Source organism: Xylanimonas protaetiae, assembly GCF_004135385.1.
Taxonomy (GTDB): Bacteria; Actinomycetota; Actinomycetes; order Actinomycetales; family Cellulomonadaceae; genus Xylanimonas; species Xylanimonas protaetiae.
Genome location: NZ_CP035493.1, coordinates 191,741 through 207,048, shown reverse-complemented (window position 1 = coordinate 207,048; position 15,308 = coordinate 191,741). Strand labels below are relative to the sequence as shown.

Here is a 15,308-nt window from a genome sequence, read left to right as displayed (position 1 = left end):
GCGACGAGGGCATCGATGACCTTGGTGGTCGTGGCCCGCTCGTCGTCGTGAGCTGATCGAGGTTCTGCGAGGCGGACGTCGAGGTGGCCGCTGGGGGCGTTCAGCGAGCGGTCTCGGCTCCCTCGACGAGCAGGTTGTCGGTGACGTTGGAGACCTGAGGGATCGCGGCCGTCTCTTTCGTGCTCGATCGCAATAGCAGGGCCGCCTGCCATAGCCGGTGGTGCGCTTCACGTCGGTGGCTCCGCGTCAACTCGCGGGATGAGCGTGCCCGGCGTCGTCGGGGCCGTTTGACCGCGAGCGCCATCGAACCCCAACCGATCCTTTGGCGTCGGCCCGTGGATCGCCCTGCTTCAAGCACGTTACCGCTTAGCCGCGGGGGGGTGCCCCTATCTCCTTCGGGTGTCAAGCGGCGGCGGGTCGGGTGGCTGTGGGCGGGTCGTAGAAGGCGCCGTCGCGGAGCATGGCGAACAGGACGTCGCAGCGTCGGCGGGCGAGGGCGAGTAGGGCTTGGGTGTGGGTCTTGCCTTGGGCGCGTTTGCGGTCGTAGTAGGCCCGGGACCTGGGGTCGCGGAGGGCGGCGAAGGCGGAGAGGAACAGGGCGCGTTTGAGGATCTTGTTGCCGCGCCGGGAGGTGTGCTCGCCGCGGATCGATGACCCAGAGCGCCAGGTCACGGGGGCAAGGCCGGCGTAGGCGGCCAGGTGCCCGGCGGTGGGGAAGGTCTTGCCGACGACCTCGGTCAGCAAGCGGGCCGCTGTCCTGACTCCGACTGCTGGCATCGAGGTCAGGACTGGGGAAAGAGGGTGGGCCTCCACGAGGGCCTCGACCTGTTCGGCGACGTCGTCACGTTGTGCGCGCAGCAGCTCGAGCTGCTTGGCCAGGCGGGGGATGACGGCCCCGGCCGCGTCCGTGCCCGCCACGACGACGGTCTGCTCGCCCAGGGCGGTGAAGACCGTCTCGGCCCACCGCGCCCCAGCCCTGGGGGCGCGCTTGCGCAGACGGTCGGCGACCTGCCTCTTGCCGGCCTTCTGGAGCGCGGCGGGTGTGCCCCAGCGGGCCAGGAGGTCGACCATCGCGGGGTGGTCCAGGTGCGGGCCGACCGCTCGTTCGAGGGCGGGGTGGATCTGGGTGAGCAGCCCGCGGATCCGGTTGGTCACTCTCGTGATCTCGCCGGTCAGGTCGTCGTCGAAGCCGCACAGCATCGTCAGCTCGGCGACCTGCTCGTCGCCGAGGTCGACGCTGCGCAGAGTGTGCGGCATCGTGCGGGCCGTCTCCGCGATGATCAGCGCGTCGCGGGCGTCGGTCTTCGCCTCTCCGGGGTGCAGGTCCGCCACACGCCTCATCGTCAGGCCCGGCAGGTAGCCGACGGTCACACCCTGGGCTTGGGCGACCGCGACGGGCAGCGCGCCGATCGTGGCCGGCTGGTCCACCACGAGGAGGACCCGGCCGCGGTCCATGAGCGGCTCGAGCAGCGCCCGCAGCCTCGCCTCGGAGTTCGGCAGCGGCTTGTCGAACAGCCTCTCGCCCGCCTTGTCGAGGGCGACGGCGTGGTGCTCACCCTTGCCGACGTCCAGGCCAATGAAGACCGCGATGTCGTCGTACCCAACGATCTGCGAGACCACCTGTGCATCCTCCCAGCCGGACCGACACGAGGCGGTGGTCGACCGGCAGGACGTCTCGGCATCCACATTACGAGCGACCTGAGCGGCGCCGACGCGCCCCTCTAGCCTTGCCCCTATCAGCGATGACGACCTGCCAGCCGAGCCCGGTGACAACACCCCCCGGATCATGTCTCGCGACAGGGGGCAGCAATCATGCCGGGCCCGGCGGCCACCACGCGCATCCTCACGCGGCAACCCGGTCAAGAACCGGAGCCTCGCAGGACCCGCCAGGAAGTAATGGGGGCAGTCACGTCGCGGTTGCACGGCCTCTCGCGACGGCTTCCGCCACGAGTTGGTAACGCGAGTTCACTCCGTAGCGCTGTCGGAGCGTGCTCAACGTCCGCTGGACCGTTCGCTCATCGACTCCGTGCTCGCGGGCGATAGCGCGGTCCGTCTTGCCTGCTATCACTGCGGCGAGGATTGAGGCTTCTCGCGCGGCGCCCGGTCGGATCGCCGCGTCGGTGGAGATGGTGCCGGAACGCGCCCATAGGAGCGCGAAGTACGACGACATTGCGGAGATGACCCCGGACGTCCGCGTGACGAGCGCCGCAGGTGTCGCTGATGAGCCGCTCGTCACGGCCGAGATGACAGCCACGGAGCTGTCGAAGAGCACCATGCGGACCTGCCCGACCGCGCCGTGTCGCACCTCCACGCCGTAGCGGCCGACATGCTCGGCATAGTCCGTGATGCGGGTGGCCTCTTTGGCGTGGTCTGGGAAGAGGCTTCGCAGGCGAACGCCCCGTTCCACCATCCGTAGGTCACTCGCAAGCGAGCTCGTGAGCGCCTCGGTCGACGGCACGGTCGGGATCAGGGAGTCGACTCGCTCGCTTGCTGTGGCGCTGATCTCTCGTAGGCAGGTGCGGATCTCGTCGGCACCGGACAGGCGAAGATCACCCGCGGATGGCGAGTACCCGACATCGGCAAAGGTGCGGTCGGAAGTAGCGGAGACTGTGTCCGCAGGCCCAACACTGGAAGGAACCACGATGCCCGCAATCCTCTCCACGCTACTCGCCCTCACATTCGTCCTCGCCCCGAGCGCTGCGCTGGGCGGGCATGTCGCCTCGCCCGTCCCGACCTGTGCCGACTGCTGGGAGTATGTCTGACGGGTCCCGGAGTGCTGGATGATAGTGCTCAGAGGCGATGCGAGGGCAAGTGGCGCCCGGAGTCCCTCGGCGACCCGAATGCCCTTTACTTGCCGAGCGACGTCTTGAGGAGCGAGCGCGACCGAGAGTTGGTCACCGTCGATCTTGTCCAGTGAGTGCAGTCGTCGGCTGCATGGACCACCTACCTACCCGCGCGAGCGGGGGCTCTTCGGCGTCCGCCGCAACACGTGCCCTTGGGGCTCTCCGCGATCGCCGCCGGTGTCGAGACGTCCATCTGGACGTCCCCGAGGTGCCTGTCAGCGGGCAACACGGGCACTGACGACCTGCGGTTGCGTGTACTGAACTCGGGCACGGAAGTTCGAGCCCCGCCTCGTCGCTATCGTCGTTCGAAGTTGGACGCCGCAGGCGGAATGTTCAACGGAGCCTCGCGTCGGTCCCGAAGAGCTCGAGCTCGGCGGGCAGCATCTGGTGCGTCACCAGGAATGACCGGTCGCGGATGCGCCACAGCCCCTGTCCCTTGCCGAGCTGGGGGAGCAGCTCGCGTTCAGTGCGGGTCAGGCCGAGGGCGGTCGCGGTGGGTCCGAGCTGGTCGGATTCTTGGCGGTAGATCACGCGGGTCTCGGCGTTGGCGAGCAGAGATGCGGCCAGGGCGCGCATCGCGGACCCTGAGTCGCCGACGTTGTCGAGGTCGGACAGCTTGTGGAAGATGAGCACGTTCGCGATCCCGAGGTGGCGGGCCAGGCGCCAGTGGGCGTCCATGCGGCGCAGGAGTGCGGGGTGGGCCATGAGGCGCCAGGCCTCGTCGTAGATGACCCAGCGCTTGCCGCCGGTCGGATCGTCGAGCGCGGCCTCCATCCACGCTGAGGCGCACGTCATCAGCAGCGACAGGGCGGTGGAGTTCTCCGAGACCGCTGACAGGTCCAGGGACACCATGGGCAGGGTCGGGTCGAACGCCACAGTCGAGGGTCCGTCGAACATCCCGGCGAGGTCTCCGGCGACGAGGCGCCGCAGGGCGTGGCCGGCGAGGCGGCCGTCCTCGGCGAGTCGTGCGCCGTCGGCCGGTGCGGGTTGGAGCAGTCGGTCGACGACCATCGGCAGGATCGGGACCTCGGCGCAGCGGACGGTGTCGGCGAGGGCGACGTCGATGGCGGTGTGTTCGGTCGGGGCGAGGCGTCGTTCGAGCACGGTCTCGGTCAGGGCGCCGATGAGGTCGCGGCGTCGCGCGGTGACCTGCGCGGCCCAGGTGGTGTCGTCGATGCCGGTGGGTCGGTGGCCCTCGTCGAGCGGGTTGAGGCGGGTGGGTGAGCCGTGGCCGAGGGCGATGGCGATCCCACCGACGGCGCGGGCGACGGCGGTGTGCTCGCCCTTCGGGTCGCCGGGAACGTACACGCGCTGCCCGAACGCGATGGACCGGGTGTACAGCGACTTGGCCAGGGCCGACTTCCCGGCCCCGACGATCCCGGCGATGACGAGGTTCGGGGCGCTGATCAGCTGCCTCTGGTAGAGCACCCAGGGGTCGTAGACGAACGGCGCCCCGGAGCCGTGGTCCTGCCCGACGAACACGCCGTCGGCGCCGAGACCGCTCTCGGTCTGGAAGGGGTAGGCGCCCGCCCAGGTGGCCGTCGTGTCCTGATGCCGGGGGATACGCAGCCGCCCAGTCGTGCGCAGCGCGGCGCGCCGGCGCTCGCCCGCCGCGGGCAGGACGCGGGTCGCGCGCCGCTCGTCACGCTCGGCCCGGGCGCCCGCCCGTTGCGCGTCGTGCTGGACGGCGAGGGCTGCGGCGGCGTGCTCGGCGGCTGCCCGACGCCGGGCTCTGGCCGCACGACGTCGCTCACCGGCCGGGGCGAGCAGGACCGCGGTGTGGACCCGCTCGTCGGTCACAGTCCCGGCTCCACGTACGGCGGCTGCGGCTCGGGGCGGCCCCCTCCGGTCAGCGGGACGACCTTCGCGTCATTGACCGCGCGGGGGACGAGGGTGCGCCGGGCGGGCACGTCGGCGTACCACGCGATGCGGCCCGAGGTCCGGGAAGCCTCGTCCAAGCGCCGGTACCCGTCGCCGAGCGCGAGAGCGGCCTGGTGCAGGTTCGTCGCGGCGGACAGCCCGAACGCCCGGCCCGCGGTGCGACGGCCGTCGTCGTCGTGCGCGCGGTCGATCTGGGCGCGGTGGGCGTCCGCGACCTGCTCGAGCACCTGGATGAACCGCGACGTGATCGCCAGGATGTTGCCGAGCGTCCAGTACGTGTCGGCCGGGTCTTCGAACGTGCGGGTCGCGTGGGCAAGGGCCCGCATCGCTTCGGCCGCGTTCTCGGCAGCGGTCACAGGGTCGTCGTCGTGCATCGCGGCCTCCAGGTGACAAGGGTCGTCACACGCAGGTGTGCGCGATCAGTTCACCAGCGCCTGGAGGACGACGGCGAGGTACAGGCCTGCGACGAGGAACGGGCCGAACGGGATCGGCCCGCGACGACCTCGGACCAGCTGCCAGACGGCGAACGGCGCCGCGAGCAGGTGCGCGGCGATGATGAACCAGGCGACCATCGGCCAGCCGGCCCACCCGGCGACCAGCCCCAGGACCGTCGCCAGGCGCACGTCGCCCAGACCCAGCGACGCGAAGCGCCACAGCAGCAGGTACAGCACGCCGACGCTGACAGCGGCAAGGATCGCGCGGCCGAGCCGCGCGACATCGCCCAAGAAGGTGGTGCCCACGAGGAGGATGGCGAGGGCCAGCATGAGCGTCAGAGCCACGATCGGTGTCGGGATCCGCTGGCACCTGACGTCGATCACGGCGGCGGCAGCGGCGAATGGGGCCACGCAGACCAGCACGGTTGTGGTCCAGGAGTCGGCGCCGAATGCGAGCGCGACGGCGGTAAGTGCAGCGGCAACGACAAGGACTGCGGCTCCATGCCGAGACGCCAGTGCTGCTGCTTGGGCGGTTGGGGTTCCGGCTGGTCCTGACGGCTCGGCGTCCATCTCGGCCATGACGCCGAACATACTGATGCACATCGCGGATGTACCAGACTGCAATCGATGCCCGTGAACGATATGCACTGGGCGGATGGCCGTGCTGGCAGGCTGCTTGCGAACGGGGACACCGTCGTCGCCGACGCGCGGAGGACTCTTCCGATCTCCAATCAGTGGATCGACGCGCTCCTGCAAGACGCCGATCCTGGGCCCGAGCATCGTGGCGCGATGGAGACGGCCATCTGTCGCGACGGCACGGCCAGCGACAACGCCGAACCAGGGGGTAAAGGGTGAGTCGCTGCGACCTGCCAGCGACGCCAGCGTCGCTCTCTTGACGAGGAGGGCTGGAGCTCTGATCGGTGCGGGCGTCCAGGTGGTTTCAGCACGCTCGCAGGGCGTTCCCGGAATCGCTTCCTCCGGAACTCGCCGACGCTCCCGAGGCGCAGCGCTCCGAGTTGGGTCGGGGCACAGATCGGCTCGTGCCAGAAGCTATCGGGGCGGTCCATGTGCCCGAGAGACTCGAACATGACCTACTCGAAGCGACGTCTGCACCCCCGTCTTCCCCGAGTCACTGCAGCGCTTGTTGCACTTGGCGTGTTGACTGTCGGCCTGGCCGCTCCTGCTCAGGCTTCATCTCCGGACGTCATGCCGTTGAGTTCAGCGTCGTGTCTCGCTGGTCGCTTCTGCCTGTGGTCAGGCAGCATGTACACGGGCGGGTTCTTCGATGCGACCGGCAACCAGAACGTGACCGGAGTGTCGCGAGCGATGTCGGTGTGGAACCGGTCAGGGCGAGCTGTTCGCGTGTTCTCGGGCGCAGGCGGCACCGGGACGTCTCAATGCTTCGCTGCCGGGGTGCAGTCTGCATCCGTTTCGGTACCCGCTGGATCGGTGCGGTTCTTGACCACGACGTCGTGCTAGATCGCTTCCGCCTCGGTCACGGCCCTCGTGCTGAGTTCGAGGAGTTCGCACGCTCTACGTACTCCGATCTCCACGGGTATGTGCTGCGTCAGGTCGGCCCGAACGACGTCGCCGATGTGGTCTCCGAGGCTTTCACCACGGCGTGGCGGCGTTGGGGCGACCGTCCGCCGACGCAGGACCGGTGGCGGGCGTGGGTGTTCGGGATCGCCCACAAGAAGATCCTCGAGCTGTACCGCACGCACGCTCGAGACCGGCGCGTCGAGGCTTCCGTCGCCGCTCAGCCGCACCGTGCATGCGAACCCGCTGACGGCGTCGTCGCGACAGACCGGGTGCAGCGGTGGCTGGGCGAGCTCCCTGCCCATGAACGGGCGCCGGTGTACCTGGTGACGATCTCCGGGTTCACGTTCGCCGAGGCCGGAGCGATCCTGGGACACCCCACCTCGACGATCAGCACGCGTGTCTCCCGGGCACTGCAGCGGCTGCGTCCGCTCGTCGACGCCGAGACGGAAGGGATCAGACGTGGCCTCGAACGATGAACGGCTTGTCGCCGAGCTGCGCGCGCTCCTGCACGAGCAGGGCGTGCTGCCGTTGCCGGAAGACCACCTCCCCGACCAGGGCGACGTGGAGCAGATGCTGTGGCAGATCCGTGCGGCCGATCGGCGCCGGACCGCCAGGCGCAACGCGTGGCTCGCGTCGGCAGCAGCCGTCGTCACCGCGGTCGCGCTCGCGACGACGATGGTGTTCGCGCCCGCCCCCGCCGTGGCTTTCCCGGCGCTGCTGGAGTACACGACCGCCGCGCCCCAGAACGCTGCCGATGCTCCGGTCGCCTCCGCGGAGCTTCGCGAGGCGGCCCTGGCTGCGAGGGACCATCCGGTGTCGGGCACGGGAGACGTGCAGTACGTCGCGCGTTCCGGGTGGCTGATGTCCGTCCATGCGGGCGACGACGTCGACGCCGATCTGATCCCGACGGTCACTCAGATGTGGTTGGGACCAGACGGGGCCGCGCGCATGGACCAGTCGCGCGGCGCAGCCCTCGACCTTGACGGCCGCCTGAAGTCGACCGCTACCCCGAAACCGGATGTGCTGCGCTCCACGGACACCGCACCAGCAGGAGCCTTCGACCCAAGCCTGCCCGACATGCTGCCCCGCGACCCGCAGGCCCTCCGCGCGGCCCTCTTGGAGCGTTGGGCCCTACCGGCAACCGCAGGCGCTGACGAGCAAGCCTGGACGCTCGCTGCCGAGATCGCGGACCTTCACGGTCGCTTCGTGATGCCCGCCGATCTGGCCGCGGCCATGTGGGACGTCCTCGCCGGTGAGCCCACAGTCAGGCACCTCGGGCACACCACGGCACGCGACGGACAACCCGCTGACGGGTTCGCCATTGACTGGGACCGGCCCGACACCGGTATCCACCAGGTCTTCGTGCTCCACGTCTCCACGATCACCGGTCAGCTCATCGGCACCGAGACCATCACCGTCACAGACCCAGCGCTCGACATCACCGAACCCACCGTGACCGGGTTCGAGGTCTGGCTCCGCACCGGGATGGTCGAAACGATCGGCGCACCCGCGACCACCGAACCATGACGTGACACACGCCACACGAGATTCTGCGTAAATCCGCGGCCGGAATGTCACCTACAGGGTGAGCGGGCCAACCGGCCACGCGCACCCCGAACACGCAGGCATGAGCGGCAGTGTTACCCGATCCGCACCATCATGCGCTGCGAGGAAGGATCAGGAAGATGAAGAAGTCTGTGTGTCGACTCATCGGTGTCGCCGTTGCTGGCGCACTCTCGATCGGCGGCATGGGTGCCGCCCACGCGCTCACGGCGACGGTCAGCGTGGACGGCGTCGTGCGGGCCACGGCAACGACTGGTACCAAGTCGGTCTCCGTCAAGGACAACAGCGACGACGGCCGCTGGGTTCAGGCGCAGTACACGGTGAGCGGTAGCGGGGGCACCGTCTACGCCTTCAACAACAAGAGCGGCCCCGGCGCGACGGCGACGAAGACGGGCCTCGCGAACAACGTCAACGGGCTCCTGGCGTGCCGCTCAGGAGCGCTCCTGGGCGGGATGCAGTGCGGCAGCTGGAAGTAGCAGCACTGTCTGCCAAAACAGCGTGAACGATGCTCAGGTGTAGTCACTGCAACGGCAACAGGGCTGCTAGGGCGATCCAGTGCCGGTTGACGCCCGTGTCCTCGGGTGCCAACCGGCATTGGCTCACGGTGAAGACGCGGGCCTTGGATGTCTGAGAGAGGTGCAGAGCGATGGAACCCATGCTCGATGTCCGGGAGGTCACCTTCCGGTTTGGTGAGCGAACGATTCTTGACCAGGTCTCCCTGAGCGTGGAGGCCGGTGAGGCAGTCGCGATCATGGGTCCGTCGGGGGCAGGGAAGTCGACGTTTCTCAACGTTCTGCTGGGCCTGATGGCCCCGGCGAGCGGGACGATCAACATCGCCGGCCAACCGATGGACGGCGGGCGGCGGCGTGCTGCCGCGAGAATGCGGCAGAAGCACGTCGGATCGGTCTTTCAGCACGGCGAGCTGCTGCCCGCGTTGACGCCGCTGGAGAACGTCATCGTGCCCGCGCTTCTGGCCGGGGTGCCGACCGCCGAGGCGAGCGCACGTGGCCGCGAACTCCTGGAAGCGGTGGGGGTAGGCGACGTCGATCTGTCGTCGGACCGGCTCTCTGGTGGTGAGCGACAGCGCACCGCGCTGGCGCGGGCGTTGATCAACCGTCCGTCGCTGATCGTGGCTGACGAGCCGACCGGCTCTCTCGATGTCGACTCGCGTGACGAGATCGCCGATGTCGTGTTTTCGGCGCCGAAGCAGTGGGCGTGCGCGCTGGTAGTGGTGACCCACGAACCTCTTGTCGCCGCCAGGGCGCAGCGCACCGGGGTTCTTCGTGCGGGAGGGCTGGAATGGCAGTGACCTATCCGCACAAGGCGGCGGTGCTCGCGCGACTGGTCCGGCCGCGTGGCCCGGTGCGGTGGATCCGTGCGTTCGTGATCGCCCTGGCGGTGCTGACGATCGGGAGCGTCGCGGCGAGCGCGGTCATCGCGTCGGCGGTGTACGACGGGCGCATGGACCGCGCGCTCGCCCGCTCGGGCCAGATGACCGAGTCCGAGGCGGTGCCACCGATGGCGTTGCTCGCCACGGGGTGGGAGTTCATCGACCACCAGTACATCGGCGTGTACTACTACGTGCGGGTCGATCCTGGTGCGCCTCCTCCTCCAGGGCTGACCGAGTGGCCCGACCCAGGGCAGATCGCCGTGTCCGCCGCCCTAAAGGACCTGGATGAAGGCGGGCTCATCGCCGCACGGTACGGGCCGATCGCGGCGGTCATCGATCGCGCCGCCCTGGTCAGCCCAGGCGAGCGACTCCTCTACGTGTTCCGCTCGGCCGAGCAGGTCGACGAGTCGAGCTTCGTGCCGATCAGCGCCTGGCACGGCGGCGGATCGGTCGTCGGGGAGATCCTCTACCAGCAACCGCTGACGACATTCCTTGCCGCAATGGTGCCCTTCCCGCTCATCGGCGGCGTCGTCCTGGCCGTCGGGGGTGCTCGCCTGGGAGATCGCGACGTCGGTGGTGCACTGAGGGTGCTCGAGCGGATCGGGGCCTCCCCATGGCAGCGCGCGCGGGCGATCCTGGCCGGTAACGCGTGGGCCTTGCTCGCCGGAGCCACAGCAGCAGTGGCTCTTGCCGCCTGGGCAGTGACCTCGGGTCTGCACCTGCCCATGGTCGGCTTCGAGATCCTGGCCTCGGACCTTCGCCCCCACGCGGGGGCGGTTGTCGCAGCCGCCGCCGTCGGGTGCATGGTTGCTGCCTGTGCTGTCGCTCTCGCCTCCGCCCGCCGCCACCAGCCGACCCGGGTACGCAAGGCCGGGCGTGCACGCCAGCGCTCACGATTCGGGTCCGCTGCATTGTGCGTGACCATGCTCGGCGCTCTCATCCCGATCGCACTACTGAGCGTGCGCACAGATCTCGACTGGGCCCAACCCGTCATCCTGTTCGCGACCGTGGCGATCACCGTCGGCATCCTCGTGACCCTGCCCGGGCTGATCGATGCGATCCTCGGGCTGGCCGTCCGCGGGCTGTCGGCGTGGGTGCGCCGCCGCGGGGGAGCAGGGCAACTCATCGGAGTCCGCCAGCTCGAGCGGCATCGCAGTGCAAGCGTCCGCGTAGGTTCCGTGGTCGCCGCCGGCACGGTCATCGTCGTGCTCCTGTCGTCGGTCGCCATGAGCTTCGGGGTCGACCGCGACGCGGCGGCGACGGCCGCCGCCCTCGACGGGCACCTCGTCGCCGCAACCGCACGAGACGGTCGCAGCTCCCTGCATGCACTGGACAACCTTCCGAGCGGCTTTGTCGCCGTCGACTTCTGGCTCGATGGTCTGGACAGTGACACGGAGATCGTCCAGCGTGCAACGACCAGCGACGAGGTTCTCGAGCGCCTCGGGCTGACGGCGGGGAGCACAATCGACCAGGCACGGGCCGACATCGACCCGGTCGCGCTGGACTACCTCGTCAGCGTGGGGCTTGGCGCAACGCCCATCGAGACAGAGTCGGCACCCGCCGGAGGCAGCCTTGAGACGTACTTCTTCCGCATCGACGGCGGACTGATCGACCGGGTGGAACTCGCAGTGGCCGTCACCGACGAGATCGCACCACTCCCCGTGGTCGAGACGCCGGGGGACTCCTGGTTGGTCGGTTCGATGGTCGCCTACGACCAAGCACGCTGGCTCTCGTTCTTCGGGCTCGTCGGGGTGCTCCTAGTCCTTGTCGGGGCATTCGCGAACACCACCGCAGAGATCATCCGATCGGCCGACGAGATCGCACCGCTGACCACCGTCGGCATCGACAGGAGTGCCATCACCACCATCATCGGAGTCCGGCTGATGCCCGCGGTCGTCATAGGGCTCGTGCTGGCAGTAGCCGCCAGCGCCGTGACCGCATACCCCATCCGCCCCTCCGTCTACGGATACGAGCTTCCCTGGGCCGTCATCCTCGGCACCGCCGCCTTCGCCGGACTGGCATCACTCGCCGTCTGGTGGGTCGTGGCCGCCATCGTGAGCACGGCCGCACGTACCTGGCTCCCCGGGCAGTCCGTACCCGACGACCTCACCATCTGACGGGCGCGCCTGGCCGGGGGAACTCGGACCATTGCGGGTTCATCCAGTTGCTGCGCTCAGGCAGTTCCCGTCCGGAGCCGCCTTCTCGCTCACCGAGGTGATCGTCGAACGCCGTCCACGGGCGCGATCTCAAGGCCTGGGACTGAGCGGCCAGCGTAGTGGACTCGAGTTTGCGCTGTGGCAGAGCGGCAGCGCCGCCACTGTGAACACCTGTGCTTGCTGTCCCCACAGGCGGCGGGTCTCGCAGTAGGACTGGACAGCGGCCTGCTCGATGACGGCAACGGACCGTTCGAGGTCGTCAAGGCTGGGGGCGCTGACGGTGACGAGGCCAATGGCGCGTAGGAGGCCGTGGCCGGTGGTGAGGTCGGCTTCTTGCTGGAGGACGTCGGTGTACTCGGCGGTCTGGGTGGCGTCTTCGATCTGCCCGATGCGGGCGCGTTGGGCGGCTTCGGAGATGTACTCGGTCTTCTTCTTGCGCAGGTCGCGTGCGGCGAGGTCCGCCCGGACGGGGGTGAACAGCAGCGTGAACGCGTGCTGCACGCCGGTCGAGGTGAGCAGGGGTTGCAGGAAGGCGGGGCTGACGAGGGTGCGTGGCCACTCGGAGATCCACAGCACGGCGTGGTAGGCGGAGTCCGAGCGCAGGTGCCCCCAGGACTCGGTCACCGATAGCGGCCCGGCGGTGGCGAGGTCGCGGCCGAGGTCGCCGTGGCGTTCGAGGGTGGCGGCGACGGCGGGGTCGTAGGCGGTGCGCAGCATGATGGCCAGGTCGCCTGGGCCGAGCGGGGCTGTGGCGGTGATGTCGGCAGCGGCCAGCGCCATGGTCATGGTGTCGAGCTCGTGGCGCAGCACCGCTGCGGCGCCGCGCAGGCCACCGCCGGCGGCTCGGATCGCGCGGGAGGCGGTGCGCGTGTCGATGGCGATGGAGATGGTGGAGGCGTGTCGTTGCCCGGCGGGGCCGGCACGGTCGACGAGCTGTTCGTAGATCTGGGCGGCCCAGGAGCCGTCGCGGGTGCCGTGGGTGTGCCACCAGTCGGCGAGGGACTTTCCCGAGTCGGGCAGGGTGCGCCCGAGGATCTGGACGGAGGCGATGCGGCCGGTGCGGCAGGCGGTGGCCAGGGCGCGCCCCCACGCGGTCACGCGGCGGTCCTGCTCGGTGGGGTCCAGGAGCACGAAGCCGGGGTGGGTGACCTGGACGACGGCGGTCAGGGTTCCCGCGTGGGGGTCGTGCACGTATGCGGCGCCGGTCTGCGGATCGAGGTACTCGCGCAGCCGGGCGGCGTCGCCGGGCAGGGCGAGCGTCCCGGTCGGCCGGGGTTGGCCGATGCGCGCGCGGAACTCAAGCTGGCCGGTGATGGTGCGCCGAGCCCACCGCCAGGCGATGGGAGCCCATGCGGTCAGGGGCCGCCCGCCGGCATGGGCGAAGGCGACGGCGATCAGGACGGCGAGCACCGGGATGGCGGCGGCGACGGCGTTCCCGCCGGAGTACAGCGCGGCCACGAGCAGCAGGGCGGCCACGCCGAGGACGTTCAGCTGCGGCCCGGACAGCCCGAGCAGGATGCCGCGTCGGGCCAGGCGGGAGAACTTCACGGCGCGGGGCTGGGTCTCGGTGTCGGTCATGTCCGGTCCTCCTGTCGTACGGCGTCGGTGAGCCCGGTGGTCTGGCGGGCGACGAACCGGCCCGCCTTGGGTCCTGCGGCGACGGTCTCCTTCGCGACGACGGCGCCGACGGCGATCGGCCCGGCCGCTGCGGCGCCCGCGCCCGCCGAAGCACCGCCGGTGCCTGCGGCTGCGGTTCCGGAGGCCGGTCCCGAAGCGGCGGGTCCGACGGAGACCGGGCCGGCTGGTGCCGGAACGCCGCCACGTGGGCGGGGTGGTGTCGGGCCAGTGGTCCCGCCGTCGAGGATGCGCGTGGTCTCGCTGCGGTTCATCCACTTCGTGGGTATCGGCACCGGCCGGTTGAGTGCTTGTTTCGCTTCTTGCTCGGCGGACATCGCGTGGTACATGTCGAAGCCCATGAAGTTGATCGCCTTGTAGGTCAGGTACGGGGCGAACCCGGCGACGAGCAGCAGCACGACCCCGGTGATGGGGTCCGACAGTGAGGCCAGGTCCGTGCTGATCGGCGCGGTCAGCTGCGCGGTCGCCAGCAGCAGGAACACCACGATGACGACCTTGGAGACGATGAGGGCGACGACGAAGCTCGCCCACCGGCCCAGCCACCCGCGGGTGGCGTCCCAGGACGCTCCGGCCAGGGCGATGGGTGCGAACACGATCGCGACGAGCAGCAGTGCTTTGCGGATCAGGAGGCTGAACCACAGGATCATCGCCGCGGTCCCGACCAGGCCCGCCAGGAGCAGCGCGATCATCATGGCGCCGCCGGGTCCGCCCGCGAGGGTGGCGGTGGTGCCGGCGGTGAGCAGGGTGATGCGGTCACCGACGTCGGCGAGGTTGGTGCCGGCGGCGGCGATGATGCCCAGGCACAGCCGGTCGGTGATCTCCAGGGCGGTGGCGAGCAGGGTGAGGGCGACGAACGAGCCGAGCACCGCCTTGGCCAGTCCGAGAGCGGCCCGCGACAGGGCGGCCGGGTCGCGGTGCAGCATGCCGGTGATGACCTGGATGAGGAAGAAGCCGAGCATGACGAACACGGCGACGCCGAACACGATGTTGTACACGCCCGTGAACGCCCCGCTCGTGACGTCGACGAAGGTCGTGGTCTCGAACAGGGCCCACATGCCGTGCATGAGGGTGGCGGCCGCGCCTGCGACCTGGTCGGTGATGAACTGCAGGGTCGCCACGACGACGGTCGCGGTCGCGTGGTCGGCGGCCTGGCAGAACACTGCGAGCGGTGGGATCTCGCACACGTCCATGAGCGGTCTCCTTTCCCGGTCGTGCCGGGTCAGACGGACTGGCCGACGTCCCAGAAGAAGTTGACGAGCGTGACCGCGGCGCCGCAGATGGCGGCGGCGCCGGCGGCGATGAGCACGCCGGACTTGCCGCGCCCGGCCAGGTGCGGGTTGGAGGTGTTGGACCCCAGCGCCCACACGATCGCGGCGGCGATCACCGCGAGGACGGCGAGGATCAGGCCGACGGTCATGACGGCGCCGACGATGGTGCGCAGCGCGGCGATGCCGGGCAGCCCGTCGGTGTTGGGGTCGATGGAGATGTCGGCCAGCACGGCCGAGGCACGGCCGAGATGGGCGGGGCCGAGGTGGGTGGGGTCGGGGTGCATCGCGGTACTCCTTGCGTCGACGTCGGGAGGGCAGGCTGCAGGCGGGGCGGGGGCTAGAGGGCGGCGCCGGTGTTCAGGAGCCAGTTCGTCCATGCGAGGGCGGCGCCCGTGAGGGTGGCGCCGGCGAGGGCGACCAGGACGCCGGTGCGGGCGCGTGTCGCGGTCTGCCAGGCCCCGGTGCCGGTCGCGATCGCCCAGGTGACCGCGGCGACGATGAGGACACCGATGGCGGTGATCAGGGCGACGGTCAGGAGCCCGCCAATCAGGTGTGCGATCTGGTCGGTGTTGGTGACGGCCCCGAAGTCGGGCCGCACC

16 protein-coding genes are annotated in these 15,308 nt (G+C 70.0%); 7 read left to right on the top strand and 9 right to left on the bottom strand.

What is annotated here, in order from left to right; all coding sequences use genetic code 11:
• Positions 1–402 precede the first annotated feature (402 nt).
• The 5 genes from ET471_RS00940 to ET471_RS00920 all read right to left on the bottom strand — a co-directional run bounded on the left by ET471_RS00940 (position 403) and on the right by ET471_RS00920 (position 5,737).
• Entirely contained in the window at positions 403–1,608 is a 1,206-nt protein-coding gene (locus tag ET471_RS00940; protein ID WP_129190590.1) for an IS110 family RNA-guided transposase, read from the bottom strand.
• Positions 1,609–1,906: 298 nt separating this feature from the next.
• A complete protein-coding gene (locus ET471_RS00935) occupies positions 1,907–2,662 on the bottom strand; it encodes a LuxR C-terminal-related transcriptional regulator (protein ID WP_129186190.1) in 756 nt (251 codons plus the stop codon).
• A gap of 514 nt (positions 2,663–3,176) precedes the next feature.
• On the bottom strand, positions 3,177–4,643 hold the full coding sequence (locus tag ET471_RS00930) for an ATP-binding protein (RefSeq protein WP_129186189.1): 1,467 nt from the start codon (positions 4,641–4,643) through the stop codon (positions 3,177–3,179).
• The gene (locus ET471_RS00925; RefSeq protein WP_165350352.1) at positions 4,640–5,080 is read right to left on the bottom strand and encodes a hypothetical protein; all 441 of its coding nucleotides are present in this window, start codon (positions 5,078–5,080) and stop codon (positions 4,640–4,642) included. Before ET471_RS00925 ends, ET471_RS00930 begins: the two co-directional genes overlap by 4 nt.
• 63 nt (positions 5,081–5,143) lie before the next feature.
• A complete protein-coding gene (locus ET471_RS00920) occupies positions 5,144–5,737 on the bottom strand; it encodes a prepilin peptidase (protein ID WP_165350351.1) in 594 nt (197 codons plus the stop codon).
• Positions 5,738–5,785: 48 nt separating this feature from the next.
• Here ET471_RS00920 and ET471_RS17825 point away from each other — a divergent pair, with 48 nt between their 5' ends.
• The 7 genes from ET471_RS17825 (at position 5,786) to ET471_RS00890 (ending at position 11,767) form a co-directional block, all read left to right on the top strand.
• Positions 5,786–6,013 carry a hypothetical protein gene (locus tag ET471_RS17825; RefSeq protein ID WP_165350350.1) on the top strand — a complete coding sequence of 76 codons (228 nt, stop codon included), beginning with the start codon at positions 5,786–5,788 and terminating at the stop codon, positions 6,011–6,013.
• A 210-nt stretch (positions 6,014–6,223) separates the two neighbouring features.
• Positions 6,224–6,637 carry a peptidase inhibitor family I36 protein gene (locus ET471_RS19065; RefSeq protein WP_129186186.1) on the top strand — a complete coding sequence of 138 codons (414 nt, stop codon included), beginning with the start codon at positions 6,224–6,226 and terminating at the stop codon, positions 6,635–6,637.
• The gene (locus tag ET471_RS00910) at positions 6,556–7,173 is read left to right on the top strand and encodes an RNA polymerase sigma factor (protein WP_129186185.1); all 618 of its coding nucleotides are present in this window, start codon (positions 6,556–6,558) and stop codon (positions 7,171–7,173) included. Before ET471_RS19065 ends, ET471_RS00910 begins: the two co-directional genes overlap by 82 nt.
• Positions 7,157–8,224 carry a hypothetical protein gene (locus ET471_RS17820; RefSeq protein WP_165350347.1) on the top strand — a complete coding sequence of 356 codons (1,068 nt, stop codon included), beginning with the start codon at positions 7,157–7,159 and terminating at the stop codon, positions 8,222–8,224. The genes ET471_RS00910 and ET471_RS17820 overlap by 17 nt, the downstream gene beginning before the upstream one ends.
• 158 nt (positions 8,225–8,382) lie before the next feature.
• A complete protein-coding gene (locus ET471_RS00900; RefSeq protein WP_129186184.1) occupies positions 8,383–8,736 on the top strand; it encodes a hypothetical protein in 354 nt (117 codons plus the stop codon).
• 170 nt (positions 8,737–8,906) lie between these two features.
• Positions 8,907–9,569: an ABC transporter ATP-binding protein gene (locus ET471_RS00895; protein ID WP_129186183.1), complete on the top strand. Its 663-nt coding sequence runs from the start codon at positions 8,907–8,909 to the stop codon at positions 9,567–9,569.
• Entirely contained in the window at positions 9,560–11,767 is a 2,208-nt protein-coding gene (locus ET471_RS00890; protein WP_129186182.1) for a hypothetical protein, read from the top strand. Before ET471_RS00895 ends, ET471_RS00890 begins: the two co-directional genes overlap by 10 nt.
• A gap of 129 nt (positions 11,768–11,896) precedes the next feature.
• Here ET471_RS00890 and ET471_RS00885 read toward each other — a convergent pair whose 3' ends face one another.
• The 4 genes from ET471_RS00885 to ET471_RS00870 are packed head-to-tail and all read right to left on the bottom strand — an operon-like array spanning position 11,897 to position 15,307.
• Positions 11,897–13,384, bottom strand: a complete 1,488-nt coding sequence (locus tag ET471_RS00885) for an SCO6880 family protein (RefSeq protein WP_129186181.1) — start codon at positions 13,382–13,384, stop codon at positions 11,897–11,899.
• Positions 13,381–14,631: a TrbL/VirB6 family protein gene (locus ET471_RS00880; RefSeq protein WP_129186180.1), complete on the bottom strand. Its 1,251-nt coding sequence runs from the start codon at positions 14,629–14,631 to the stop codon at positions 13,381–13,383. The genes ET471_RS00885 and ET471_RS00880 overlap by 4 nt, the downstream gene beginning before the upstream one ends.
• Positions 14,632–14,660: 29 nt before the next feature.
• Positions 14,661–14,993 (bottom strand): DUF6112 family protein, encoded by a 333-nt coding sequence (locus ET471_RS00875; protein ID WP_242496357.1) that lies wholly within the window; start codon positions 14,991–14,993, stop codon positions 14,661–14,663.
• Between the two features lie 53 nt (positions 14,994–15,046).
• The gene (locus ET471_RS00870) at positions 15,047–15,307 is read right to left on the bottom strand and encodes a DUF6112 family protein (protein WP_129186179.1); all 261 of its coding nucleotides are present in this window, start codon (positions 15,305–15,307) and stop codon (positions 15,047–15,049) included.
• Position 15,308 lies beyond the last annotated feature (1 nt).

Bases quoted from the DNA above. Each gene is read 5' to 3' on its own strand.
- ET471_RS00920 (WP_165350351.1), bottom strand. From the start codon at position 5,737: ATGGCCGAGATGGACGCCGAGCCGTCAGGACCAGCCGGAACCCCAACC.
- ET471_RS17825 (WP_165350350.1), top strand. From the start codon at position 5,786: ATGCCCGTGAACGATATGCACTGGGCGGATGGCCGTGCTGGCAGGCTG.
- ET471_RS19065 (WP_129186186.1), top strand. From the start codon at position 6,224: ATGTGCCCGAGAGACTCGAACATGACCTACTCGAAGCGACGTCTGCAC.
- ET471_RS00910 (WP_129186185.1), top strand. From the start codon at position 6,556: ATGCTTCGCTGCCGGGGTGCAGTCTGCATCCGTTTCGGTACCCGCTGG.
- ET471_RS00900 (WP_129186184.1), top strand. From the start codon at position 8,383: ATGAAGAAGTCTGTGTGTCGACTCATCGGTGTCGCCGTTGCTGGCGCA.
- ET471_RS00895 (WP_129186183.1), top strand. From the start codon at position 8,907: ATGGAACCCATGCTCGATGTCCGGGAGGTCACCTTCCGGTTTGGTGAG.
- ET471_RS00890 (WP_129186182.1), top strand. From the start codon at position 9,560: ATGGCAGTGACCTATCCGCACAAGGCGGCGGTGCTCGCGCGACTGGTC.
- ET471_RS00885 (WP_129186181.1), bottom strand. From the start codon at position 13,384: ATGACCGACACCGAGACCCAGCCCCGCGCCGTGAAGTTCTCCCGCCTG.
- ET471_RS00880 (WP_129186180.1), bottom strand. From the start codon at position 14,631: ATGGACGTGTGCGAGATCCCACCGCTCGCAGTGTTCTGCCAGGCCGCC.
- ET471_RS00875 (WP_242496357.1), bottom strand. From the start codon at position 14,993: ATGCACCCCGACCCCACCCACCTCGGCCCCGCCCATCTCGGCCGTGCC.